The sequence below is a fragment of the Mesorhizobium sp. 2RAF45 genome (assembly GCF_052115225.1).
Classification (GTDB): Bacteria; Pseudomonadota; Alphaproteobacteria; order Rhizobiales; family Rhizobiaceae; genus Mesorhizobium; species Mesorhizobium jarvisii.
This window is the reverse complement of record NZ_JBFRGG010000003.1, coordinates 78,057-101,653: the sequence shown is the minus strand read 5'-3', so window position 1 is coordinate 101,653 and position 23,597 is coordinate 78,057. Positions and strand designations below refer to the sequence as shown.

Genomic DNA, 23,597 nt, shown 5'->3' with positions numbered 1-23,597 from the left:
GCTTCGATCGTCAGCGTTTCATCGGGCTGCGCGCTTCGCCGTCGCGCCAGTCGCCGCTTGCCCACATATGGTCGAAGGCGGCGCGGTAGTCCGGAAAGCGCAGGGAATAGCCCGCCGCCTTGATCGCCGCATTGGCGACACGCTTGTTCTCGCCATAGAAGGACCGCGCCATGGGCGAAAGTTGGGCGGTGTCGAAAGGAATTTCGGGCGGCGGCTCGACGCCCATCAGCGACGCGGCATAGGCAACGACATCCTGCGGCGGCGCCGGCTCATCATCGGTGACGTTGAAGATGCCCCCAGTGTTGCCTTCGACAAGCTGCCACAACGCCCCGGCAATATCGTCGCAATGGATGCGGTTGAACACCTGGTCCGGCTTGACCAGCCGCCGCGCGGTGCCGTTTTCCAGATTGACCAGCGCATTGCGGCCAGGACCATAGATGCCGGACAGGCGCAGGATCGCCACCGGCTTGCCGATTTCCGCGCCGAGCTTCAGCCATGCCTGCTCAGCCTCAACCCGCATGACGGAGCGCTTCGACACCGGCCGGCATGCGGCCGTTTCATCGACCCAGGCGCCGCCATAGTCGCCATAGACGCCGACGGTCGAGAGATAGCCGATCCATTCGAGCGCCGGCATCCCCGTGATTGCCTCCCGGGCGGCATTCAAGACTGGGTCGCCGGCCTCTTCCGGGGCGACCGAAATCACAAGATGCGTCGTTTTCGCCAGCGCCTCGCCGATTTCGCCGGTCAACGCGCCATCGAACAGCAGCGGCGCGATGCCGGCCTGGCGCAGCGCGTCGAATTTTTCATCGGACCGCGTCGTGCCAAGGATCACGGCGGCATCCCTGTTGGCGCGGGCAAAGGCCTTGCCGGAATAACCGGCGCCGAAGATGAAGATCTGCTTCTCGCTCATGCATGCGCCCCGTCTGGCGGCGCCAGGCGCCATTCCTCGCGCACCGCCGCATCGTTCTCGGTTTTCAGACCGGTCGCGGCCCATTTGGCATATTCGGCGTCAGGCACCAGCCGCGCCAGCGCCCATATTGCCGCGCCCCGCACCAGCGGCGAGGGATCGCCGAGCAGCGCACGCACAGGGACGGCCAGCGCGGCATCGCCGGAATTGCCGGCGGCGATCAGCACGTTGCGGATGAAACGATCGCGGCCGATGCGCTTGATCGGCGAACTTGAGAAGAAGGCGCGGAAGGCCGCGTCGTCCAGTTCGAGCAGGTCGGCGAGCGGCGGCTTGCGCAGATCGTCGCGCGCGGCGAGTTTTGCTTCCGATGCCGCGCGGGCGAACTTGTTCCAGGGGCAGGCGGCCAGGCAATCGTCGCAGCCATAGATGCGGTTGCCGATCTTTTCGCGGAATTCGTGCGGGATCGGACCCTTGTTCTCGATGGTGAGGTAGGAAATGCAGCGCCGCGCATCGAGCCGGTAGGGCGCGGGAAAGGCATCGGTCGGGCAGGCATCGAGACAGGCGCGGCAGGAGCCGCAATGATCGATCTCGGCCCGGTCGGGCGCGAGCTCAACCGTGGTGAAGATAGTGCCGAGGAACAGCCACGAACCATGTTCGCGGCTGACCAGATTGGTGTGTTTTCCCTGCCAGCCAAGCCCGGCGGCTTCGGCCAACGGCTTTTCCATCACCGGCGCGGTGTCGACGAACACCTTCACGTCGCCGCCGGCGCGCGCGACGATCTTGCCGGCGATTTCCTTCAGCCGGCCTTTTATCACATCGTGATAGTCGCGGTTTTGCGCATAGACCGAGATGGCGCCCCGGTCGCGCCTGGCCTGCAGCGCACGCGGGTCGTGGTCGGGGCCGTAATTCATCGCCAGCACGACGATCGAGCGCACTTCAGGCCAAAGCGTGGAAGGTTCGCTCCGCCTTGCAATCGTCTCGGCGATCCAGTCCATCGAGCCGTGAAAGCCGTCGGCGACGAATTCGGCGAGCCGCGCCGGCGCCAGCGGGATCGCATCAGGGGTGGCGACGGCAATGGCATCGAAGCCGGCGCGCTGCGCCTCCGCGTCGATCAGCGCGCGCAGTTTTGCGACGTCAGAAGTCGAGGTCCGCATAATGCGACACCGGCGACAGACCGCGCACGCGGTCGGTCAAGAGCGGCCGGAAGGAGGGCCGCGACTTCACCCGCGTATACCATTCGCGCGCCGCGGCGTGTTCGCGCCAGTCGATCTCGCCGAGATAGTCGAGCACCGACAGCGTCGCGGCGGCGGCCAAATCGGCATAGGTGACCCTGCCGCCGGCCAGCCAATGGCGGGTGCCGGCCAGCCAGTTGGTGTATTTCATATGCTGGCGGATGTTGGCGCGCGCCGCACGGATCGCGCCCGAATCGGGCGAGCCGCCGCCCGCCGTTTCCGGCATGATCGGCTTCAGCACGCGTTCGCGCACCAGATGGCGGGTGACTTCGCTTTCGGCCTTGTTGAGATACCAGTCGATCAGCCGGCGGATTTCGGCGCGCTGCATCGGGTCCTCGGCGAACAGCCGCTTGTCGCGCTTGAGCACACCGCGGGTCTCGTCGAGATATTCCGAGATCACCGTCGCGCCGACGATCGGCACGTCGCCTTCGGCGAGCAGGATCGGCAGCGTGCCGGCCGGGTTCAGCGCCAGAAACTCCTTGCGCCGCGTCCACGGCTTTTCCTCGATCAGCGCCAGCTCCTCGCCATACTCGCCGAAAGCAAGGCGGACGAAGCGGCAGGTGGCGAACATGGGATGATGGAAAAGCGTCAGCATGGTTCCGCGATGATAAAGCGCACTGGCGAATCGCCGGTCGCACCGGTAAGTCTTGGCCGCCCGGTTAGCGGGCCGTCAGGTGTTGCGACCTATAGGGGGAGTTCAACGCCATGACAAGCAAGCCGTTCTGTTAGCCGTCGCGCAAAGCCGAGGTAGCCATGGAAAGCCAGACCATCGTCGAAGCCCTGCTGCTCGGCCTGCTGGAGGGGTTGACGGAGTTCATACCGGTGTCCTCGACTGGCCATATCCTGCTTGCCGGCCATTTCCTCGGCTTCAACTCGACCGGCAAGGCCTTCGAGATCCTGATCCAGCTCGGCGCCATCCTGGCGATCCTGAGCGTCTATTTCCGCCGCCTGTGGCAGATGCTGCTCGACCTGCCGCACGACCGGCTGACGCGGCATTTCGTCATCGGCATCCTGATCGCCTTCCTGCCGGCGGCCATCATCGGCGCGCTGGCGCATGATTTCATCAAGACGGTGCTGTTCGAATCGCCGAGGCTGATCTGCATCATGCTGATCATCGGCGGTGTCGTGCTGCTGGCGGTCGACCGCATGAACCTGAAGCCGGTCTACCGCGACGTCGAGCGCTTCCCGACCAGGCTTTACCTGCAGATCGGCCTGTTCCAGTGCCTGTCGCTGATCCCCGGCACGTCGCGCTCGGGCTCGACCATCGTCGGCGCGCTGCTTCTGGGCGTCGACAAGCGGGCGGCGGCGGAATTTTCCTTCTTCCTGGCGATCCCGACCATGGTCGGCGCCTTCGCCTTCGACCTGTTCAAGAACCGTAATGTGCTGACCTCGGCCGACCTGCCGATCATCGCCATCGGCTTCGTCGCCGCCTTCGTCGCGGCGCTCATCGTCGTCCGCTTCCTGCTCGATTACGTCTCGCGCAACGGCTACTCGCTGTTCGGCTGGTGGCGGCTGGTGGTGGGCATCGTCGGCCTGGTGGCGTTGATGATCTGGGGGTGAGGAGTGATCCGCGAAGCGGACGGAAAGCCAATTGCTTGGCTTTCCGAACGACGAACGCCCTGAGCCGGCGAAGGGCGAGCAATGCCTCTCTGAGGTCCCCCCTAATTCCGTCCATAAAACGCATTTTCGACATGCACCGGCCAGCGCCAGGGCAGCACGGCGACCATGTCGAAGCGCATCGACAGCCTGCCATAATCCGCCTGCCGCGACAGCCAGATGTCGGCCGCCGCTTCGATGCGGCGCTCCGATTCACGGCCGATCGCTTCCATGGCTTCCATCAGCGTGCGCCGCGCCTTGACCTCGACGAACAGCACCAGGTCGCCACGCCGCGCGATCAGGTCGATCTCGCCGAAGCGGGTGCGATGGCGGCGCGCCAGAATCCGGTAGCCCTTCAGCATCAGTGCGGCGGCTGCCAGCCACTCGCCGCGATGGCCGCGCCGATAGGCTTTCTGGCGGCTGGCGCTCGGGCGCTCAGCCACCGTTGCTTTCTCCTGAGGCGTCCCTGAGTTCCAACAGTCGGCGATACAGCGCCTGCTTCTGGCCACCGGTCATCTTCGCGGCCTCGGCCGCTGCCTTGGAGGCCGGCATTTCGGCAGCGAGCGACAAAAGCAACCGGTCAATGTCTGCGGGCTCGTCCGCCTTGGCCTCGGCCGGGCCGACGCAGACGACGATCTCGCCCTTCGGCGTGTCGGCCGCCGCATAATGGTCGGCCAGCGCCCGTAGCGTGCCGGTGCGCATTTCCTCGAAGGTCTTGGTCAGTTCGCGACCGATGGCGGCTTTGCGCTCGCCGCCGAGCGCCTCGACCATGGCGCCGAGCGATTCGGCCAGCCGGCGCGGCGATTCAAAGAAGATCAGCGTCGCCGGTACCGCCTTCAGCGCCTCCAGCCGCGTCACCCGCTGCCCTGATTTGACCGGCAAAAATCCGGCGAACAGGAAGGCGTCGGACGGCAGGCCGGACGCGGTCAAAGCCGCAAGCGGGGCCGACGGACCGGGAATCGGCACGACGCGAATGCCGTGGTCGATCGCTTCCCCGACCAGCCGGTAGCCGGGATCGGAGACCAGCGGCGTGCCGGCGTCGGAAATCAGCGCCACGCTCTGGCCGCCTTGAAGCGCCGCGATCAGCTTCGGCCCGGCCTCGCCGGCATTGTGCTCATGATAGGCCGTGGTGCGGCGGCGGATGCCGTAGCGGTCGAGCAGCACGCGCGACACCCTGGTGTCCTCGCAGGCGACGACGTCGGCGGCGGCCAGCGTCTCCAGCGCGCGCAGCGTGATGTCGGCGAGATTGCCGATCGGCGTCGCCACAAGGTAGAGCGCCGGCTCGAGCGGACGGGCGGGGATTTCGGTCTGCCCGACCACATAGCTGCGTCTTCCCGTCTCTTCGGTCACTGATGCCGTCTCCGTTCCGCCCTGTTTGGCCTGCCAAATCTTGTTTGGCATGGCTGGCGCGGCCTTGCAAAAGGTCATGCCGATGTAAGGTGATCGCCATGCCTTCGCCACAGTAGGGAACCAAACCGGCATTGGCAGATTTAGCCCCTGATTCCTAAAGGGAGGACAGGATGGACAGCCTGAAGATACAGGACGCTTTCGAGCCTTACTATGCCGGCCGCAAGCGCGTTGCCGCCGCCAGGGACAAGCGCCTGCCTGCCAAGACCGACACCAGCCTGACCGAGCGGGCGACAACCGCCCTGCCGACGAATGTCAGGCTTTCCGACAACCAACCCGATAGCACGACGGAGCACTGACCGGACGATGCCCAATCGCTTCGATATCTTCATCACCCGTCTTGAAACGAAAAGCGCCAGGGAAGGCGTGCCCCCGCACCCGATGAACGACCAGCACAGCGTTCGCCGCGAAAAGGCCGACGCCAAACCGGCCCGGAACGGCGAGGCGCATGCCGAGAAGGATCGCGGCAAGCGCCGTTTCAAGCACGACGCCTGACCGCCGCGACTGGCCGAGACCGTTCTGCCTTCGTCTGGGTCACCCCAGATAGCGTGAAACGCGCGCCTTCAGAAGGTCAATCAGCTCCATATCCATGAATTCATAGTTGTCCGGTATATCGAGGCAGATGACCCGGGCCTTCTTCAGGCTGGTCTTGAATTTCTTCTGCAGTTTGGTGCGGTGCACCTTTTCCATGACGAAGATGATGTCGGCCCAGGCGACGAGCTCATGAGTCAGCGGCGTGTCGGCATCATGATTGGTGCCGGCCGACGCAACTTCGATATCCCGGCGCGTTGAAAACACCTGCTCGGCGGTCGGGCTGCGCAAGCGGTTCTGACTGCAGACGAAGAGGACGTTTTTCAAGACTTTTGCTCAAGCATGATCTTGACCGAAAACCGGCTTCCACTTTTCGGGATCATGCTTAGCGCGCCAGATCCGCGACCACGGCGTCGAGAACGATCATCCCGGCCGGCGTGGCGCGCAGACGGGCATTGCCGATCGGCGCTACCAGCCCCTCGCCCTGCAGCACCGACAGCCGTGCGCTCGACAGGCCGCGGCCGGAAAACGCCTCGTAGCGCGAGAGGTCGATGCCCTCGGCCAGTCTCAGCCCCATCAGCAGGAACTCGTCGGCCTCCTCCGAGCGTGTCAGGATCTCGCCGCCGGTGACGCCATGGCCCTTGGCCTCGACGAGGTTGGCCCAGGTTTCCGGCATCCGCTCGGCGATCGTCACCGTGCGGCGGCCGTTCTCGACGAAGCGGCCATGCGCGCCGGGGCCGACGCCGACATATTCGCCATAGCGCCAATAGGTCAGATTGTGCCGGCTTTCGGCGCCCGGCCTGGCGTGGTTGGAAATCTCATAGGCCGGCAGGCCATGCGCGGACGTAATCTCCTGCGTCAGCGCATAGAGGTCGGCGGCGTGGTCATTGTCGGGAATGGCGAATTTCTTTGCCGCGTGCAAAGCGTGGAAGGGCGTACCTTCCTCGATGGTCAGCTGGTAGAGCGAGAGATGGTCGGCGGCGTGGCCGATCGCCTGTTCGAGCTCGGCTGCCCAGGCTTCCGGCGTCTGGCCGGGCCGGGCGTAGATCAGGTCGAAAGACAGGCGCGGAAAGATTTCCCGCGCGAGGCCGATGGCGTGCAGCGCCTCGTCGACATTGTGCAGCCGGCCGAGGAAACGCAAATCCTTGTCGTTCAGCGCCTGTACGCCGAGCGAGACGCGGTTGACGCCGGCCGCGCGATAGCCGCGAAAGCGTTCGGCCTCGACCGAGGACGGGTTGGCCTCCAGCGTCACTTCGATGCCGTCCGGCACCGTCCAGTTCTTGGCCACGGCGTCCAGAACCCTGGCCACGGTTTCCGGCTTCATCAGCGAGGGCGTGCCGCCGCCGAGAAAGATGCTGGTCACCTCGCGCGGCCCGGTGCGCTCACGCATCGTCGCCAGTTCCGCCTCGAAGGCGGCGGCAAAGCGCTCCTGGTCCACCGGCTGGTGGCGGACATGGCTGTTGAAGTCGCAATAGGGGCATTTGGCCGCGCAGAACGGCCAATGGATGTAGACGCCGAAGCCGGGGCTGCGGTCGAGCGGCATGGTCATGCCGGGTCCAGTCATGCCGAGCCCAATCTCGGCAGATCCAACCGTGCTTGGGCGAATTTCTGGAAAGCACGGGCGCGATGTGAGAGCGCCGCAGCCTGGCCGGGTTTCCAGCCGTGCTTTTCCTCGGCGCTCATCTCGCCGAACGTCTTGTCGAAACCATTGGGCAAGAATACCGGATCGTAACCGAAGCCAAGCTCGCCACGCGGCGGCCAGACCAGAGTGCCTTCGGCCTCGCCGCGATAATATTCGGCCTCGCCGTCGGGGAAGGCGAGACAAATGACGGCGACGAAGCGGCCCTTGCGCTGTTCGGCCGAGGCCGCGCCGACTTCCTGCAGCGCCACTTCGGTGCGCTGCATGGCCATGGCGAAATCCCTGCTGCCGTCAGGGGTTTCGGCCCAGTTGGCGGTGTAGACGCCGGGCGCGCCGTCGAGCGCGTCGACGCACAGGCCGGAATCGTCCGACAGCGCCGGCAGGCCGGTCGCCTTCGCGGCGGCCAGCGCCTTGATGTAGGCATTTTCCTCGAAAGTGGTGCCGGTCTCGTCTGGCTCAGGCAGGCCGTAGTCCTTGGCCGACTTCGCCTCGAAGCCGAACGGCCCCATCAAATCGGCGAATTCGCGCAGCTTGCCGGCATTGTGGCTGGCGACGACGATCTTCTTGCCATCAAGTGTATGCATCAAAGGCCCCAGATTCTCGGCTCGGCAAACTCGATCGAATTGCCCGAGGGGTCGCGTATATAGAGCGAACGGCCGCCTTGCGGCCATTCGAATTCGCTTTCGATGGCGATTCTTTTTGCCCCTAAATGCGCTTTCCAAGCCACGATTTCATCCGCGCTGGCCGCAAAGCAGAGATGACCTTCGCCGACCGCGCCGTGCGGCGGCACGGGCAGCCGGGCATCCGGCGCCGGCGGTATTTTGGTCGCCTCGGCGTTGAAGATGAGCAGCACGCCCGGCCCGCAACGAAAGAAGAGGTGGCGGCCGTCGACCTTGCCGAGCAGATCAAGGCCGAGCACGCCGACATAGAATTCTTCCGCCGCCGCCAGATCGGTGACGTAGAGGGCTGATTCAAGGATGGCGGAGGGGGTCACCAGAAAATCGATGGCTTATGCCACCGCCATCTGCTGCAGGCTGACCAGGCGCTGGATGCCTTTCTTGGCCAGGCCCATCAACTCGCCGAACTGGTCCTCCGAGAAGGGCTCGCCCTCGGCTGTGCCCTGGATCTCGACGATGCCGCCCTTGCCGGTCATGACGAAATTGGCGTCGGTGCCGGCCGCGGAATCCTCGAGATAATCGAGGTCGATGACCGGCTGGCCGTCATGGATGCCGCAGGAAATCGCCGCGACATGGTCCTTCAGCACCTTGGCGACGCTCGCCATCTGCCGGGCTTCCATCCAGCGCAGGCAGTCATACAGCGCCACCCAACCGCCGGTGATCGAGGCGGTGCGGGTGCCGCCATCGGCCTGGATGACGTCGCAATCGACGGTGATCTGCTGTTCGCCCAGCGCCTGCAGATCGACGACGGCGCGCAAGGACCGGCCGATCAGGCGCTGGATTTCCAGCGTGCGGCCGCCCTGCTTGCCGGCCGAGGCCTCGCGGCGCATGCGCTCGCCGGTCGAGCGCGGCAGCATGCCATATTCGGCCGTCACCCAACCCTTGCCGGAATTGCGCATCCAGCCCGGCACCTTCTCCTCGAGGCTCGCCGTGCACAGGACATGGGTGTCGCCGAACTTCACCAGGCACGAGCCTTCGGCGTGCTTGGAGACGCCACGCTCGAAGGAGATGGCGCGCATTTCGTCGAATTGGCGTTTGGAGGGGCGCATTCAGGCTTCTTTCCCAGTCATTTTTCGGAATCGTGGCCGGCTTTTAGACGGATGGGGGGCAGCGCGCAAAGGAAAACGGACCGGGCGACCCGATACAGAGACCGGGTTGCGCCCACCGTGCCGAAGTCTATATCCTGAACAAGGAGGTTTTTGGCCGAATGACCAAGGCAATCGATCCGGGTTCGCAGCCGCTTGCACTTCAATCACTCGACATGCGCTCTCGCGACATCTTCCGGCGCATCGTCGATTCCTATCTCAGGGACGGCGAGCCCGTGGGTTCGCGCAGCCTGTCGCGCATCCTGCCCTCCTCGCTGTCGCCGGCCACCATTCGCAATGTGATGAGCGACCTCGAGCATCTCGGGCTGATCTACGCGCCGCATATCTCGGCCGGCCGGCTGCCGACGCAGGCGGGCCTGCGCTTCTTCGTCGATGCCTTCATGGAACTTGGCGACCTCTCCGACGAGGAGCGCCGCACCATCGAGGCGCAGGTGCGGGCCTCCGGCTCGGGCGCGACGCTGGAGCACATGCTGACCGAGGCCAGCCAGATGCTGTCGGGCATGTCGCGCGGCGCCGGCCTGGTGCTGGCCGCCAAGAACGAGGTGGCGCTGAAGCATATCGAATTCATCCAGCTGGAGCCGACCAAGGCGCTCGCCGTGCTGGTGTCGCAAAATGGCGACGTCGAGAACCGTGTCGTCGAGCTGCCGGCGGGCATCACCGTCTCGCAGCTGCACGAAGCCTCGAATTTCCTCAACGCCCATATTCGCGGCCGCACGCTGGCCGAGGCGCGCACCGAGATCGCCCGCATCAAGGAAGAGACGAGAGCCGCCCTCGACACGCTGTCGCAGGACCTCGTCGAGAAGGGGCTGGCGGTGTGGGCGGGTGCGGAAAGCGGCCTGCCGGCACGGCTCATCGTGCGCGGCCGCGCCAACCTGCTCGAAAACGTCACCGCCCAGGCCGACATCGAATTGCTGCGGCATCTGTTCGAGGACATGGAGACGCAGGACGGGCTGATCCAGCTGCTTGACCTCGCCGAGCAGGGATCGGGCGTGCGCATCTTCATCGGTTCGGAAAACAAGTTGTTTTCGCTGTCGGGCTCGTCGCTGGTGGTCGCGCCCTATCGCGACAAGGATGCCCGCGTCGTCGGCGCGCTCGGCGTCATCGGGCCGACCCGGTTGAACTACGCCCGCATCGTGCCGATGGTCGATTATACGGCGCAGCTGATTTCACGCATGCTAAGGTAGGGCCCTGGACGGTAAGAGACGGGCAGCAAGGAGAAAAGAATGGCGCTCGAAGAACTCAAGGCCCGGATCAGCCTGCTGCTCGAGGAGATGGTCAACCAGCCGGAAGACCAGCACGAAATCCAGGAACAATTGCGCGAGAAATTGCGGGAAATGCGCGCCATGGGCCTGCCGCTGCCGGCCGATCTGGTCGCGCTGGAAAAACGCCTCGACGACGATTTTTACGCTGCCGGCACATAAGACCGGATTTTCGCTTCCTCGTCAGGTCGAGCGAGCGGAACCCGGAGACACGCCGGCCGTTGGTTTCCTTCGCGACCAGATGGAGGACAAGATGATCCGATTGGCCGGACTGGTGATCCCCGCCCTGTTCCTCACAAGCGCGGCGTTCGCACAGCAGGCGGACCAGCCGGTGCTGAAGGGCGCGGCGGCCTTCGGCGACTGGCGTGCCGACAAACCGGGCGTGCGCCGACTGATCACGCCGGAAGACCTGCCGAAGCCCTATGTCACCAAGTCGGTATCGAACAGCGCCGGGCTTGCCGACATGCCGGCGGGCGCGAAGCCGCAATTGCCGCCGGGTTTTTCGGCCGAGCTGATCGCATCCGGCATCGACAATCCGCGCGCCGTGCGCGTCGCACCCAATGGCGACCTGTTCGTCGCCGACAGCGAAGCCAACCAGGTCCGCGTCTATCGCCTGGCCAAGGACAGCGCCAAGCCCGCCGAGGACGGCATTTTCGCCGGCAATCTCAACCAGCCCTATGGCATTGCCTTCTATCCGCCGGGGGACGACCCGCAATGGGTCTATGTCGCCAACAGCGACAGCATCGTGCGCTTCGCCTACCGCGGTGGCGACCTGAAGGCATCCGGCGAACCCGAAATCATCGTCGCCAACATTCCCGCGAACCATCACTGGACCCGCGACATCGTCTTTTCGCCTGACGGCAAGACGCTCTATCTGTCGGTCGGCTCCGGCTCGAACGTCGCCGAGGACATGGGCGAGGAGCCCGATGGCGGCCTTGAAGCATGGGGGAAATCGCAGCCGCTGGGCGCGACCTGGGGCTCCGAAGCGGGGCGCGCCGACGTGCAGGCCTTCGATCCGGACGGCAAGAACGGCCGCATCGTCGCCACCGGCCTGCGCAACTGTTCGGGCATGACCATCCAGCCGGCGACCGGCGCGCTGTGGTGCGTCGTCAACGAGCGCGACGCGCTGGGCGACAATGTGCCGTTCGAATACGCCACCTCGGTCAAGGACGGCGCGTACTATGGCTGGCCCTGGTACTATATCGGCAACCACGAGGACCCGCGCCACAAGGGCGCGCGGCCCGACCTCGCCGGCAAGGCAACCACTCCCGACGTATTGATGCAGGCGCATTCGGCGCCGCTCAACATCGCCTTCTACGACCGCAAGGACCTGCCCGCCGACAGCGGTTTTCCCAAGGAATACAGGGGCGATGCCTTCGTTGCTCTGCACGGTTCGTGGAATCGCGGCAACCGGACCGGCTACAAGGTCGTCCGCCTGCTGTTCAAGGATGGCAACCCGACCGGCGAGTATGAGGATTTCATGACCGGCTTCGTCGTTTCCAGCGGCGAGGTCTGGGGCCGGCCCGTGGGCGTGGCGGTGGCCCATGACGGCGCGCTGATCGTCACCGAGGACGGCAATGGCACGATCTGGCGCGTGACCTATGACGGCGGCCGTTCTTGAGGGATTTTACTCGGATGGCGCGGTATCTGGTGCAATAGAATCCGACCGCCAGGGAATTCAATCCTGGTCCGTTCCGTGCGAAAAGGCCGCCTGATCCAGGACCACTCGCCATGACCCTCACCGGCTTCCTCGCCTACAGTGCCGCCCTCGGCATCGCCGCCGCCATTCCCGGCCCCGGCGTCACCGCGCTTGTCGCACGGGCGCTCGGCTCGGGTTTTCGCTCGTCGCTGGCCATGTCTTTTGGCCTGATGCTCGGTGACCTCATTTACCTGACCGCCGTGGTCCTCGGCCTCGCCTTCGTCGCGCAGACCTTCGGCATGGTGTTCCTCGCCATCAAATGGGCCGGCGTCGCCTATCTGGCATTTCTGGGCTGGCGCTTCTGGACCGCCGGCATCACGCCCGAGACGGTCGAGGCGAAAAAGGGCAAGGGCGGACTGGTGTCGAGCTTTGTCGCCGGCCTCACCGTCACGCTCGGCAATCCGAAGACGATGATCTTCTACCTGGCGATCACGCCGACCATCGTCGACCTGAAGACGATCACGCTGGCCGATTACGGCATTCTCGCCGCGCTGACGGTGGTCGTGCTGTTCGTCGTGCTGGTTCCCTACCTGGCGCTCGCCGCCAAGGCGCGCTGGTTCCTGAAATCGCCGCGCGCGCTAAAGCTGCTGAACCGCACCGCCGCCGGCTTCATGGTCGGCGCCGCGGCAGCGATCGCGGCCCGCCAGTAGCAGCCTTTCAGCCAAAACATTCCGGGGCCAGGCTTCCCCGCGAAATGCTTTTCCGGGACTTGGGCGTTTTAGACACAGGCCCCACTCGGATATTTCCGGCCGACAGCTTATGTTGCGCGGCTGAAAGCCCTATCTTGCCGGCTGCAATGCCACTTGCCTGAAATCCTGGGAGCGAAACCAATGAACAAGCCCGTCACCTCCGCCCGCGTCCCCGGCCGCGGCCGCATCTACAGTTCCATCACCGACACGATCGGCGACACGCCCCTGGTCCGGCTCGACAAGTTCGCCAAGGAGAAGGGCGTCGTCGCCAATCTGGTCGCCAAGCTCGAATTCTTCAACCCGATCGCCTCGGTCAAGGACCGCATCGGTGTGGCGATGATCGAGGCGCTCGAGGCTGCCGGCAAGATTGCGGCCGGCAAGACGACGCTGATCGAACCGACCTCGGGCAATACCGGCATCGCGCTTGCCTTCGCCGCCGCCGCCAAGGGCTACAAGCTCATCCTGACCATGCCCGAGACGATGTCGGTCGAGCGCCGCAAGATGCTGGCGCTGCTCGGCGCCGAACTGGTGCTGACCGAAGGGCCGAAAGGCATGAAGGGCGCCATCGCCAAGGCGGACGAACTGGCCGCGACGATCCCCAATGCCGTCATCCCGCAGCAGTTCGAAAACCCGGCCAACCCGGAAATCCACCGCAAGACGACGGCGCAGGAGATCTGGAACGACACGCAGGGCGAGGTCGACATCTTCGTCGCCGGCATCGGCACCGGCGGCACCATCACCGGCGTCGGCCAGGTGCTGAAGAAGCTCAAGCCTTCGCTGCATGTCGTCGCCGTCGAGCCGGAAGCCTCGCCGGTGCTGTCTGGCGGCCAGCCCGGCCCGCACAAGATCCAGGGTATCGGCGCCGGCTTCGCGCCAAAGATCCTCGACACCACGATCTATGACGAGATCGTCAAGGTTTCCAACGAGGATTCGGTCGCCAATGCCCGCCTCGTCGCCCGCCTCGAAGGCGTGCCGGTCGGCATCTCGTCGGGTGCCGCGCTGCAGGCGGCAATCGTCGTCGGCTCGCGTCCGGAGAACAGGGGCAAGACCCTGGTCGTGGTCATTCCCGACTTCGCCGAACGCTACCTGTCGACGATCTTGTTCGAGGGATTGGGGGCTTAGGCCTAACAGCTTCGTCATCCCAGGGCGGAGCGACGCGAAGCGGCGCGCAGACCCTGGGATCCATGCCGTGATCGCGGCCGAGGAGTGCCGCGGTTCAGGATGAAGCTCTATTTTGCATCGTCGCGGCGCTTTGAAGTCGCGGCATGGATCCTCGGGTCTGCGCCGCGTCGCTTCGCTCCTTGCTCCGCCCGTGGATGACGAAGCGAAGGGCAGTGTCGTGACCCAATCTCGCTGGCCCGTTGAAAAATCCTCCCGTGGCGCCTGTGAGCCGGCTTGAGCAGGACCCTGCTTCCGGTGCATATCGCCCCGGTCCGCTTTGCGCGGATCAGGGGAGAATTTCATGTACAAGCTCTATACCCGTCCCGGCAGCGGCGGCTTCGTCGTCGAGGCGGCGCTGGCGCTCGCCAACGCACCGTTCGAACAGGTCGATGTGCCGAAGACCGACCGCCCCGATCCGGCCTTCCTCGACATCAGCCCGCTGAACCAGGTGCCGGTGCTGACCTTGCCGGACGGCAGCTCGATGACCGAATCGGCGGCGATCTGCATCCTGCTCGCCGAGCGCCATCCCGAGGCCCGTCTGGCACCGGCGGTCGATGCGCCTGCCCGCGCCGATTTCCTGCGCTGGATGGCCTTCATGTCGTCGGTGCTCTACCCGGCGGTGCTGCGGTATTACTACGCCCATCGCTACACGGCAGACGCCGACGGCACGAAAGCCGTCAAGCAGGCGGCAGTCGCCGAGATGGACCGTGGCTTCGCCGTCCTCGATGCCGCTCTGAAGGGGCGTGACTGGCTGGTTGGTGACCAGATGTCGCTGGCCGACATTTATCTCGTCATGCTGGTGGCCTGGAATCCCGACATCGACACCGCGCGAGCGGCATGGCCTGATATTGAACGTCTCTGGGCCAGGCTGCGCGGCCATCCGCTGCTGAAGACGCTCAACAGCTCACATGAGATGTGGCCGGGCTGAAGGTCAGTTTCGCAGCGTCGCCCTTTTACCCTGCAGGAAGCGGCGCACCGCCGGGTCGCGTTCGAGGCCGATTGCACGGTCATAGGCCTCGGTTGCCTGCGGCACCTGGCCAAGCCTGGCCAGGAGACCGGCGCGCGCCGCCCAATAGGGCTGATACTCATTGAGCCTCTTGTCGTCGCCCAGCACGTAAAGCGCCGCCAGCCCCGCCACGGCGCCTTCCGTCTCGGCAAGCGCCACCGCGCGGTTGATCGCCACCACCGGTGACGCGGCGATCGAAAACAGTGCGTCGTAAAGCGCGCGTATCGCCGGCCAGTCGGTGCGGCCGGTCAGCCGCCGCGCCGCGTGGGCGGACTGGACGGCCGCCTCGAGCTGGTAGCGGCCGACGACGCCGCTCAGCGCGGCATGGGACAGAAGCGCCTCCGCCTCGTCGATGAGGGCACGGTCCCACAGGTCGCAATCCTGTTCGGCCAGCGGCACGAAGTCGCCTTCGGCACTGCGCCGGGCAGTGCGGCGCGCCTCGGCAAACAGCATGAGCGCCAGCAGGCCAAGCGCTTCCGGCTCTTGCGGCATCAGCGTCGCCACCAGGCGGCCGAGCCAGATGCCTTCGGTGGCGAGGTTGCGGCGCTGCGTCTCGGTGCCGACCGGATCGGACCAGCCTTCGGCGAAGGCGGCGTAGATCGCTTCCAGCACCGCGCCCAGCCTTTCGCCGAGTTCGGCCCGCTCCGGCACACGGAACGGAATGCCGGTTTCGCGGATGCGCGTCTTGGCGCGCACCAGGCGCTGGCCCATCGTTGCCGGCGAGACCAGGAAGGCGGAAGCGATCGTCGCGGCATCGAAGCCCAGCACTGTCTGCAGGATCAGCGGCGCCCGCACGCCCGGCTCGATCGCAGGATGCGCGCAAGCAAACATCAGCCGCAGCCGTTCGTCGGGCAGCTCTTCGTCGGTCATGCGCGCCTCCATCTCCTCGGCGATCAGCTTGAGATGATCGCGGGCCGCCTCCCGGGTGAGCCGCCGGCGAACCGCATCGACCCGCCGCCGCCGCGCCACGGCCAGCAGCCAGGCTTCCGGCTTTTCAGGCACACCTGACTTCGGCCAGCGCTCGAGCGCGGCGGCAAAGGCGTCCGCCAGCGCATCCTCGGCCGCGGTCACGTCGCGCCTGCGCGCCGCGAGCCAGGCGACCAGCTTGCCGTAGCTCTGCCGGGCGGCGGCCTCGGCGGCCGCCCGGGCGATCTCCGGGCGACTGTCCATCACATGGTCATTTCCTGGCACGTCGTCATTGCTTGGGCATGTAGTCGGCCATTTCCCAGATCGGCCGCAACTCGACCGTGCCGGTGCTGGCCGCCGGACAGCGCGCGGCCCATTCGATGGCGGTGTCGATATCGGCCGCCTCGATCATGTAGAAGCCGGCAAGCTGCTCCTTGGTGTCGGCATAGGGGCCGTCGATCACATTGGTCTTGCCGTCGGCGATCCGCACCGAGGTGGTCGCCTGGGTCGGGCGCAGGCGTTCGCCGGCCAGCCAGGCGCCGGATTTCTTCAACGCTTCGGTATAGGCGCCATAGGCCGCGCTCATCTGCTGGGTCTTCTCGATCGGCATGGCCGCCATTGCGGCTTCGTTATTGTTGATCATCAGCATGTATCGCATGGGTCTTCTCCCGTGGTTTCGAAGGCCGCGTCCTTGCGGGGCCAGACGTATGTCGCGCGGCGTCGACCGATTTCGACAGGCGCCAAGAAAAAACTTTCGGCTTCGTCACGCGGTTTCGCAAGGACCAGGTTTCGCCAAGCGGCCGGCGGCGCTGGCCATGATGCCTCGCCGCGCTACCCTTTGTGATCCAGGCACGTCACGCCAGAGATGGGAGATGAGCAATGGAACTCGTGACCCACAAGAAATTCAAAAGCGGCCGGTTGATGCCGTGGGGCAAGGGGACCGTCGTCACCGGCGCGAAGGGATTCGTCTACCTTTGCGGAAACACGGCGACCGCCGCCGACTACGATCCGGCCGGCAAGCAGGGCGGTCGTTTCGCCGGCGATGCGGCGGCGCAGTGGCTCGAGGTTCTGGGCAACATCAAATCCGATCTGGAGGAGCTGGGCACCGCGCTTGAAAACCTCGTCAAACTGACCTTCTTCGTCCGAGGACCGTTTCCCGACGGCGGCGTTCTCAGCTCTCCCAATTTTCGCCTGGACGTTCTGGACGCGTTCTTTGCCGAGCATTGCCCGAAGCACTGCAGTTACAACAACCCGCCGCCCTCGGAGGTGATTGGCGTTGCCGCGCTCGCTCAAGCCGACATCGTCATTGAAATTGTCGCGATCGCGGCCCTGCCGGATTGAGCCGGGCCTTGGCGTGCCTCCCTCACCCCCATGCGCACGAGGCCGGAGCGCAGTACGCAGACGCCATCGAAGACGATCAGCGGATGGCTGGTATCGAAAGATGGTTCAGCGGGAGGACTGGGCTTGGCCAGACGTGATTGGGGCGGACTGGACCGAGGAAGGTCGGTCACGCGGTCCTCGGCTGATCGTGTCCTGGGACACCAGGCCAGCCGGGGGCGGGATCAAAGACGTGGCGATGTCGCACGACGCCTGTCGCTCAGAGCCGGGCGCTCGGAACGATAGGTGGTGGCGCGGGTCGTGGCTCCCGGCCTGCAGATGCGGCTGTTGTGGCGGCTCTCGAACGTCATGGTCAGTGCGCGCCCAGCGACGTGCCGCGACGGGCGCAAGCCGGACCGGGGCCGCGCATGTAGTAGCGCTCCGGCCGATAGGTCGGCGCGACGAATTCGCGGATGGCGGCGGCGTAGCCGATGAGGTGCGTGAGGAAGTTCATTTACCCTGTCCCTGTCCCGATTTTCGGATGTCCCTTCCGAATTGCGCGAAGGATAGCATCGAGGCGTGAATAGTCGGTGAACACGATGTTAATATCCGGTCGAAAACCCGTTGCTTCGTGGCCGGAATGCGGCTGTTTCGGGGTGTTTCCGCGCCTTTTGTCGCCTTTCCGGCCAGTGTGACTTTTGCATCACATATGTTTCGTTTGAATGTCGCCTGGGCGCGGTTCTGTTTCAATTTCCGGCTGGCTGATGGAATTTCCTTGCTCAGGCAGGAAAGGAAGGAACCGGCATATAGGGCGGACGTTGACCGTCGGGACTGGCGTGGCCGGCCCGCGATTGCCTGCAAGCCGCAGGCACGTACACCAACACCGCAAGAGCAAATGGAAAGGCTAGAACCATGGGCTTCTTTTCGAAGGACATCAACACGCTGGACGACCTGTTCGTGCACACGTTGCGCGACATCTATTACGCGGAAAAGCAGATCGAGAAGGCATTGCCGAAGATGATTGACAAGGCCACCAACGCGCAGCTCAAAGCAGGCTTCGAAAAGCATCTTGAACAGACCAGGGGCCATATCGAACGCGTCGAAGAGGTGTTCGAGCTGCATGGCGTCAAGGCCAAGGCCATCGACTGCCCGGCCATTGACGGCATCCTCGAGGAAGCCGACGAGGTGAGCGGCGACATCGCCGACAAGGAGGTCCTGGACGCCGCCCTGATCGCGTCTGCGCAAGCAGTCGAGCATTACGAAATGACCCGCTACGGCACGCTGATTGCATGGGCCAAGCAACTCGGCCGCAGCGATTGCGCCAATGTACTCGCGAAGAATCTCAAGGAAGAGCAGGCGACCGATCGCAAGCTCACCGAGATGGCGGAAAGCAAGATCAATCTCCAGGCTGCCGAATAGTGAGATGGCAGGCAAGATCGGCGCGGCAACGGCGCCGACTTGCCTTGTCGCGCGGTCGGAACCGGAATGGGCTTTGCCCCGTTCTGGATTGAACCCATTGCAAGGAGTTTGTCATGGCGCCGCGTCCAGCCTGGAAGGGTTATCTGAAGCTGTCGCTGGTCACCTGTGCCGTCGAACTGATCAATGTCGTGACGCATACCGAAAGGGTGTCGTTCCGCATTCTCAACCGCAAGACCGGCAACACGGTGAAGCGCATCTATGTCGATGCCGAAACCGGCAAGCCCTTGGACGATGGCGACGAGATCAAGGGCTATGAATTGGACGGCGGCGATTTCGTCCATATCGAGGAAGACGAGATCGAGGCCGTGCAGATCGAATCCTCGCACACGATGAGCCTCGACGGTTTCGTCGACAAGGCCTCGATCCAGCAGATCTATCTCGACACGCCCTACTATGTCGCGCCGGCCGACAAGGTGTCGGAAGAGGCGTTCGCCGTCATCCGCGATGCCATGGCGGGCAAGAAGATGGCCGGGCTGGCGCGCATCGTGCTCTACCAACGCGAGCGCCCCGTGGTCATCGAGCCGCTCGGCAAGGGCATGGTGCTGACGACGCTGCGCTACGACAACACGGTGCGCCAGGCGGACAGCGTGTTCGGCGAGATCAAGGCGGTGAAGACCGACCAGGAAATGACCGATTTGGCCGAGCTGATCATCGACAAGAAGAAAGCAAAATTCGACCCCTCGAAATTCGACGACAAATATGAGGACGCGCTGCTCGAACTGATCCGGGCCAAGAAGGCGGGGCACAAGGCGCCCAAGGCCAAGGTGGCCCCCAAACCCTCCAACGTCGTCAATCTGTTCGACGCGCTGAAGAAGAGCCTGTCGTCGGATTCGGGGTCAACGAAGGCTTCATCGCCGGCGGCCAAACGCGCCAAGCCGAAAGCCACCGCGCCGAAGCGCAAATCCGCCTGAGGACATCATATGGCCGGCCTCGAACAATATCACGCCAAGCGCGATTTCAAGAAAACGTCGGAGCCGGCGGGCAAGGTCGCACGCACGAAAAAGAGCGAAGCGGGCGGCATCTTCGTCATCCACAAGCACGCTGCGACCAGGCTGCATTACGATCTTCGCCTTGAGCATGGCGGCGTGCTGTGGAGCTGGGCCGTGACGCGAGGGCCGAGCCTTGATCCGCACGAAAAGCGGCTCGCCGTTCATGTCGAGGATCACCCGATCGACTATGCGCCGTTCGAAGGCACGATCCCGAAGGGCGAATATGGCGGCGGCTCGGTCATCGTCTGGGACGAGGGAACATGGGTACCCGAGACCGACCCGGCCCAGGCGATGAAGAAGGGCCATATCAGCTTCGAACTCAACGGCCACAAATTGCATGGGCTGTGGCATCTGGTGCGGCTGAAACCCCGCGCGGGCGAAAAGCGCGACAACTGGCTGCTGATCAAGTCTGACGACGCCGCGGCGCGGCCGGGCGAGGACATTTTGAAGGAGAAGCCGGAATCGGTGAAGTCGGGCCTGACGATCGAAGAGGTCGGTGAAGGCAAGACCGCCAAGGGTAAGAAGCCTGAAGTCTGGCACTCCAACAAGCCGGCCGCCGGCAAGGCGAAGGCCGCAAGCCGCAAACTCGATTTCATCGAGCCGCAACTGGCGACGCTGGAGCGGGACGCACCGCCGGGCAAGGACTGGCTGCATGAAGTCAAATTCGACGGCTATCGCATGCAGGCGCAGATCGCCGGCACGGAAGTGCGGCTCTTGACCCGCACCGGCCTCGACTGGACCGACAAGTTTGGGAGCGAGATCATCGCGGAACTGGCCGCGCTGAAATGCAGCGACGCCATCCTAGACGGCGAGATCGTCGTGCTGGCCGACAGCGGCGTCTCGTCCTTCGCGCTGCTGCAGCAGGATCTGTCGGCGAAGCGGACAAATCGCTTCATCTACTACGTGTTCGACCTGATGCGTCTCGACGGCAGGGATTTGCGCGCCGAGCCGCTGGTCGAGCGCAAGCAGGCCTTGCAGGAACTGCTCGGCAAGCAGTCGGAAAATGCGGCGGTGCGTTTCTCCGACCATTTTTTTGAACCTGGCAAGATCATGCTGGAGCATGCCTGCCGCATGGGGCTGGAAGGCGTCGTCTCAAAACGCGCCGATGCGCCCTATCGCAGCGGGCGCGGCCCGACCTGGGTGAAGTCGAAATGCACGGCACGGCAGGAATTCGTAATCGGCGGCTATCTGCCGTCGGACAAGACCGGGCGCGGGCTGCGTTCGCTGCTGGTCGGCTATTACGAGGCCGGCAAACTGCATTATGCCGGGCGTGTCGGCACCGGCTTCTCGGCCAAGGGCGCTATCGCGCTGAAGAACAAGCTCGATGCGCTGAAGGCGAAGGCTTCGCCCTTCGACAAGGCCGTGCCGAAAGGCAAGGGGCTGGTCTGGGTCAAGCCGGAATTGGTCGGCGAAGTGGAGTTTCGCAGCTGGACGTCGGACCGTATAATACGTCATGCCTCGTTCCAGGGGCTGCGCGAGGACAAGCCGGCGGAGGACGTTGTGCAGGAAAAGCCCAAGGCAGCGACAGGCAAGGCCAAGCCGGCCTCGAGCGGCGGCGGGACGATGACGACCAGCGTGAAACTCTCGCATCCCGACAAGCTGCTATGGCCCGACGAGAAGATCTCCAAGCAGGGCCTGCTCGACCATTACGCCGAGGTTTGGCCGCGCATGGAGCAGTTCGTCGTCAACCGGCCGCTCAGCCTGGTGCGGGCGCCGGACGGCGTCGGCGGCCCGCGCTTCTTCCAGAAACATGCCTCGGCCGGCATGAGCGACAGAATAGCCCGGATGAAAGACCCGACGGATGGCGAGGAGATCCTGTTCGTGAGGGATTTCGACGGTGTGGCGGCGCTCGTCCAATACGGCGTGGTCGAGATCCACATCTGGGGCTGCACGATCGACAAGCTTGAACAGCCGGACCAGATCATCTTCGATCTCGACCCCGATGAAGGCGTCGACGTGAAGGCGGTGCGCGAGGCGGCGCTCGATATCAGGGGCAAGCTCGACGAGCTGTCGCTGCCGAACTTCGTCAAGACATCGGGCGGCAAGGGCTATCATGTGCTGGTGCCGCTGAAGCCATCGGCGGACTGGGAGGCGGTGAAGACCTTCGCCCATGATTTCGCCAAGGCGCTCGAACAGGGGGCCCCCGACCGCTACACGGCCACACTCTCGAAGAAGGCGCGCACCGGGAAAATCTTCGTCGACTATCTGCGCAATGGCAGGGGCTCGACAACGGTCGCGCCGTATTCCTCGCGCGCCAAGAAGGGCGCCACCGTATCGATGCCGGTGACCTGGGCCGAGATCGAGGCCGGCCTGGCGCCGAATGCGTTCCCCATAGGCGACAAGACGACGCTGAAGCAGTTGGCGGAAGCCGATCCTTGGGTGGATTTCTTCAAGCAGGGCAAGGTGTTGAAGCGGGGGTAGTTCTCGGCGCTCAGCTCAAAAACACTTTCTCGAAGGCCTGCTTGCCCGGTGGCGAGAAAATCACCGCGCGGCTGTCCTTTTCGCGGCGCGCCCATTTTTCCAGAAGGATCTTGTCGAGGATGGCGGCGCCCAGCGTGCCGGCGAGGTGCGAGCGGCGCACGCTCCAGTCGAGGCAGGCGCGGCAGACCGGGCGGCGCGGTTTGGCGTCGACATCGATGCCGATCGCGGCAAAATGCGACGACGCGGATGGCCCAAGCCTGATCTCCCTGTCGTCGCGCAGCAATATGTCTTTCTCGACCAGACGGTCGAGCATCGCCACCGCCTGCTCGCCGGCGAGATGGTCGTAGCAGACGCGGGCGACGCGCATGGCGCCGTCGCGCGGGCCAGGCCGCACGCGCTTGGGGCCGACAGCCTCGGCGACACCGGTGATGGCCTCGATCATGCCCGCCACTTGCGGCCCGGCAAGGCCGTAATAGCGGTGCCTGCCCTGGCTGGCCAAGGTCAGCAGCCCGCCCTCCATCAGTTTCGACAGATGCGAAGAGGCAGTCGGCAGCGACACGCCGGCTTCCAGCGCCAATTCGCTCGCCGTCAGCGCCGTGCCGCCCATCAGCGCGTTCAGCATGTTGGCGCGGGCCGGGTCGCCGACCAGGCTGGCGATGCGGGCGATGTCAGGTCCTTCACGCATAGTTCGTTCCTCATCGAAGCATTCTTGTCAGATAGCCATTATTCTCCGGCCAGATCAAGGAGCCGGCGACGCAAGCGACGATGGCTCCTGACACGAACTGCCTAGCACACCAATGCGTATGACGTTTCGACCGCGCTCGAAGCCTCGATGCAGAACCCCAAGGAGACGACCGTGACCATCACCTGCTTTATCCGCTATGAGATCGACCCGTTCGGCAAGGCCGCCTTCGAGGAATACGCCCGCAACTGGGGCCAGGCCATTCCGCGCTGTGGGGCCGATCTGATCGGCTACTATGCCCCGCATGAAGGCTCGGCGACGACGGCCTACGCCGCCTACAACATCGAGAACCTGGCGGCCTATGAAGCCTATCGCGCCCGGCTTGCCGCCGATCCCGCCGGCAAGGCAAACTATGAGTTCGCCAAGCGCGAACGATTCATCCTCAAGGAGGACCGCATGTTCCTGAAACACGTCTCCGGGCCGCACGCCAAGCTGGTGCTGCCGTGATCGCCGTCATCTTCGAGGTGCAGCCCGCGGAGGGCAAACGCGATGCCTATCTCGGCATCGCCGCCAATCTGCGTCCCTTGCTCGACGGCATTGACGGCTTCATCTCGATCGAACGTTTTCAGAGCCTCGCCGACCCGAACCGCATCCTGTCGCTGTCGTTCTGGCGCGACGAGGACGCGGTGAAGGCCTGGCGCAACACCGAAGAGCACAGGCAGGCGCAGCAGGCCGGCCGCGGCGGCATCTTTGCCGGCTACCGATTGCGCATAGCGCATGTGGTCAGGGATTATGGGCTGACCGAAAGGGACGAGGCGCCGGCGGACAGCCGGGCCGTGAATGGGTAGTGGAGAGGCGCGTTTCTTCCTTCTCCCCTTGCGGGAGAAGGTGGCC

At 64.7% G+C, this 23,597-nt stretch carries 29 protein-coding genes; 15 read left to right on the top strand and 14 right to left on the bottom strand.

The features are described from left to right. Window positions 1-10: 10 nt before the first annotated feature. Genes AB4Z43_RS09940 through AB4Z43_RS09930 form a run of 3 tightly spaced genes read right to left on the bottom strand, consistent with a single transcriptional unit; the run spans window position 11 to window position 2,734 of the window. Window positions 11-910 (bottom strand): SDR family oxidoreductase, encoded by a 900-nt coding sequence (locus AB4Z43_RS09940; protein WP_441937211.1) that lies wholly within the window; start codon window positions 908-910, stop codon window positions 11-13. After that, window positions 907-2,061 (bottom strand): tRNA epoxyqueuosine(34) reductase QueG, encoded by a 1,155-nt coding sequence (queG, locus tag AB4Z43_RS09935; RefSeq protein WP_441937210.1) that lies wholly within the window; start codon window positions 2,059-2,061, stop codon window positions 907-909. Before queG ends, AB4Z43_RS09940 begins: the two co-directional genes overlap by 4 nt. Beyond that, window positions 2,042-2,734: a glutathione S-transferase family protein gene (locus tag AB4Z43_RS09930; protein ID WP_010912586.1), complete on the bottom strand. Its 693-nt coding sequence runs from the start codon at window positions 2,732-2,734 to the stop codon at window positions 2,042-2,044. The genes queG and AB4Z43_RS09930 overlap by 20 nt, the downstream gene beginning before the upstream one ends. 158 nt (window positions 2,735-2,892) lie before the next feature. On the opposite strand from AB4Z43_RS09930, the gene AB4Z43_RS09925 reads away from it, so the two are divergent. Continuing rightward, complete coding sequence (locus AB4Z43_RS09925; RefSeq protein ID WP_019862287.1) at window positions 2,893-3,699, top strand: undecaprenyl-diphosphate phosphatase; 807 nt, start codon at window positions 2,893-2,895, stop codon at window positions 3,697-3,699. 101 nt (window positions 3,700-3,800) lie between these two features. Here AB4Z43_RS09925 and AB4Z43_RS09920 read toward each other — a convergent pair whose 3' ends face one another. Further along, window positions 3,801-4,178, bottom strand: coding sequence for a YraN family protein (locus AB4Z43_RS09920; RefSeq protein WP_019862285.1), 378 nt, complete (start codon window positions 4,176-4,178; stop codon window positions 3,801-3,803). Beyond that, window positions 4,171-5,085 carry a 16S rRNA (cytidine(1402)-2'-O)-methyltransferase gene (gene rsmI, locus AB4Z43_RS09915; RefSeq protein ID WP_441937207.1) on the bottom strand — a complete coding sequence of 305 codons (915 nt, stop codon included), beginning with the start codon at window positions 5,083-5,085 and terminating at the stop codon, window positions 4,171-4,173. Before rsmI ends, AB4Z43_RS09920 begins: the two co-directional genes overlap by 8 nt. A 170-nt stretch (window positions 5,086-5,255) precedes the next feature. Here rsmI and AB4Z43_RS09910 point away from each other — a divergent pair, with 170 nt between their 5' ends. Together AB4Z43_RS09910 and AB4Z43_RS09905 are read left to right on the top strand one after the other, a co-directional pair. Further along, window positions 5,256-5,441, top strand: a complete 186-nt coding sequence (locus AB4Z43_RS09910; protein ID WP_095773398.1) for a hypothetical protein — start codon at window positions 5,256-5,258, stop codon at window positions 5,439-5,441. Between the two features lie 7 nt (window positions 5,442-5,448). Continuing rightward, on the top strand, window positions 5,449-5,637 hold the full coding sequence (locus tag AB4Z43_RS09905) for a hypothetical protein (RefSeq protein ID WP_038650961.1): 189 nt from the start codon (window positions 5,449-5,451) through the stop codon (window positions 5,635-5,637). Between the two features lie 39 nt (window positions 5,638-5,676). On the opposite strand, the gene AB4Z43_RS09900 is transcribed toward AB4Z43_RS09905, so the two are convergent. The 5 genes from AB4Z43_RS09900 to rph are packed head-to-tail and all read right to left on the bottom strand — an operon-like array spanning window position 5,677 to window position 9,038. After that, window positions 5,677-6,000, bottom strand: a complete 324-nt coding sequence (locus AB4Z43_RS09900; protein ID WP_441937204.1) for a low molecular weight protein tyrosine phosphatase family protein — start codon at window positions 5,998-6,000, stop codon at window positions 5,677-5,679. A gap of 58 nt (window positions 6,001-6,058) precedes the next feature. Then, a complete protein-coding gene (gene hemW, locus AB4Z43_RS09895; protein WP_038650954.1) occupies window positions 6,059-7,237 on the bottom strand; it encodes a radical SAM family heme chaperone HemW in 1,179 nt (392 codons plus the stop codon). Further along, entirely contained in the window at window positions 7,234-7,896 is a 663-nt protein-coding gene (gene rdgB, locus AB4Z43_RS09890) for an RdgB/HAM1 family non-canonical purine NTP pyrophosphatase (protein ID WP_064985363.1), read from the bottom strand. Before rdgB ends, hemW begins: the two co-directional genes overlap by 4 nt. After that, window positions 7,896-8,306 (bottom strand): VOC family protein, encoded by a 411-nt coding sequence (locus AB4Z43_RS09885; protein WP_441937201.1) that lies wholly within the window; start codon window positions 8,304-8,306, stop codon window positions 7,896-7,898. Before AB4Z43_RS09885 ends, rdgB begins: the two co-directional genes overlap by 1 nt. Before the next feature lie 15 nt (window positions 8,307-8,321). Further along, on the bottom strand, window positions 8,322-9,038 hold the full coding sequence (gene rph, locus AB4Z43_RS09880) for a ribonuclease PH (RefSeq protein ID WP_019862277.1): 717 nt from the start codon (window positions 9,036-9,038) through the stop codon (window positions 8,322-8,324). 158 nt (window positions 9,039-9,196) lie between these two features. Between rph and hrcA the strand changes: the two genes are divergently transcribed. The 6 genes from hrcA to AB4Z43_RS09850 all read left to right on the top strand — a co-directional run bounded on the left by hrcA (window position 9,197) and on the right by AB4Z43_RS09850 (window position 14,831). Continuing rightward, window positions 9,197-10,279: a heat-inducible transcriptional repressor HrcA gene (gene hrcA / locus AB4Z43_RS09875; protein WP_010912575.1), complete on the top strand. Its 1,083-nt coding sequence runs from the start codon at window positions 9,197-9,199 to the stop codon at window positions 10,277-10,279. Window positions 10,280-10,318: 39 nt separating this feature from the next. Next, window positions 10,319-10,516: a hypothetical protein gene (locus tag AB4Z43_RS09870; protein WP_010912574.1), complete on the top strand. Its 198-nt coding sequence runs from the start codon at window positions 10,319-10,321 to the stop codon at window positions 10,514-10,516. Between the two features lie 91 nt (window positions 10,517-10,607). Then, a complete protein-coding gene (locus tag AB4Z43_RS09865) occupies window positions 10,608-11,975 on the top strand; it encodes a PQQ-dependent sugar dehydrogenase (protein WP_441937198.1) in 1,368 nt (455 codons plus the stop codon). Window positions 11,976-12,085: 110 nt separating this feature from the next. Beyond that, a complete protein-coding gene (locus AB4Z43_RS09860) occupies window positions 12,086-12,703 on the top strand; it encodes a LysE family translocator (protein ID WP_441937196.1) in 618 nt (205 codons plus the stop codon). A gap of 180 nt (window positions 12,704-12,883) precedes the next feature. Beyond that, window positions 12,884-13,864 carry a cysteine synthase A gene (cysK, locus tag AB4Z43_RS09855; protein ID WP_019862274.1) on the top strand — a complete coding sequence of 327 codons (981 nt, stop codon included), beginning with the start codon at window positions 12,884-12,886 and terminating at the stop codon, window positions 13,862-13,864. Window positions 13,865-14,204: 340 nt separating this feature from the next. Then, complete coding sequence (locus tag AB4Z43_RS09850; RefSeq protein WP_441937194.1) at window positions 14,205-14,831, top strand: glutathione S-transferase family protein; 627 nt, start codon at window positions 14,205-14,207, stop codon at window positions 14,829-14,831. A gap of 3 nt (window positions 14,832-14,834) precedes the next feature. Here AB4Z43_RS09850 and AB4Z43_RS09845 read toward each other — a convergent pair whose 3' ends face one another. Next, complete coding sequence (locus AB4Z43_RS09845; protein ID WP_441937192.1) at window positions 14,835-16,079, bottom strand: RNA polymerase sigma factor; 1,245 nt, start codon at window positions 16,077-16,079, stop codon at window positions 14,835-14,837. A 25-nt stretch (window positions 16,080-16,104) separates the two neighbouring features. After that, window positions 16,105-16,473: a YciI family protein gene (locus tag AB4Z43_RS09840; protein ID WP_019862269.1), complete on the bottom strand. Its 369-nt coding sequence runs from the start codon at window positions 16,471-16,473 to the stop codon at window positions 16,105-16,107. A gap of 221 nt (window positions 16,474-16,694) precedes the next feature. Here AB4Z43_RS09840 and AB4Z43_RS09835 point away from each other — a divergent pair, with 221 nt between their 5' ends. Beyond that, window positions 16,695-17,156 carry a RidA family protein gene (locus AB4Z43_RS09835; RefSeq protein WP_441937190.1) on the top strand — a complete coding sequence of 154 codons (462 nt, stop codon included), beginning with the start codon at window positions 16,695-16,697 and terminating at the stop codon, window positions 17,154-17,156. Window positions 17,157-17,505: 349 nt separating this feature from the next. Here the strand turns inward: AB4Z43_RS09835 and AB4Z43_RS09830 are convergent, their stop codons facing one another. Further along, window positions 17,506-17,646, bottom strand: a complete 141-nt coding sequence (locus AB4Z43_RS09830; RefSeq protein ID WP_013892047.1) for a hypothetical protein — start codon at window positions 17,644-17,646, stop codon at window positions 17,506-17,508. A 398-nt stretch (window positions 17,647-18,044) separates the two neighbouring features. Here AB4Z43_RS09830 and AB4Z43_RS09825 point away from each other — a divergent pair, with 398 nt between their 5' ends. The 3 genes from AB4Z43_RS09825 (at window position 18,045) to ligD (ending at window position 22,021) form a co-directional block, all read left to right on the top strand. After that, on the top strand, window positions 18,045-18,551 hold the full coding sequence (locus AB4Z43_RS09825; protein ID WP_441937187.1) for a YciE/YciF ferroxidase family protein: 507 nt from the start codon (window positions 18,045-18,047) through the stop codon (window positions 18,549-18,551). Between the two features lie 113 nt (window positions 18,552-18,664). Next, the gene (ku, locus tag AB4Z43_RS09820) at window positions 18,665-19,522 is read left to right on the top strand and encodes a non-homologous end joining protein Ku (protein ID WP_441937185.1); all 858 of its coding nucleotides are present in this window, start codon (window positions 18,665-18,667) and stop codon (window positions 19,520-19,522) included. A 9-nt stretch (window positions 19,523-19,531) separates the two neighbouring features. Beyond that, window positions 19,532-22,021, top strand: coding sequence for a DNA ligase D (gene ligD, locus AB4Z43_RS09815; protein WP_441937184.1), 2,490 nt, complete (start codon window positions 19,532-19,534; stop codon window positions 22,019-22,021). 10 nt (window positions 22,022-22,031) lie between these two features. Here the strand turns inward: ligD and AB4Z43_RS09810 are convergent, their stop codons facing one another. Beyond that, the gene (locus AB4Z43_RS09810; protein ID WP_019862264.1) at window positions 22,032-22,706 is read right to left on the bottom strand and encodes an ArsR/SmtB family transcription factor; all 675 of its coding nucleotides are present in this window, start codon (window positions 22,704-22,706) and stop codon (window positions 22,032-22,034) included. 147 nt (window positions 22,707-22,853) lie between these two features. Here AB4Z43_RS09810 and AB4Z43_RS09805 point away from each other — a divergent pair, with 147 nt between their 5' ends. Next, window positions 22,854-23,210: an NIPSNAP family protein gene (locus AB4Z43_RS09805; protein ID WP_064985386.1), complete on the top strand. Its 357-nt coding sequence runs from the start codon at window positions 22,854-22,856 to the stop codon at window positions 23,208-23,210. After that, window positions 23,207-23,551 carry an antibiotic biosynthesis monooxygenase family protein gene (locus AB4Z43_RS09800; protein ID WP_064985388.1) on the top strand — a complete coding sequence of 115 codons (345 nt, stop codon included), beginning with the start codon at window positions 23,207-23,209 and terminating at the stop codon, window positions 23,549-23,551. The genes AB4Z43_RS09805 and AB4Z43_RS09800 overlap by 4 nt, the downstream gene beginning before the upstream one ends. The last annotated feature ends 46 nt before the right edge of the window (window positions 23,552-23,597 follow it).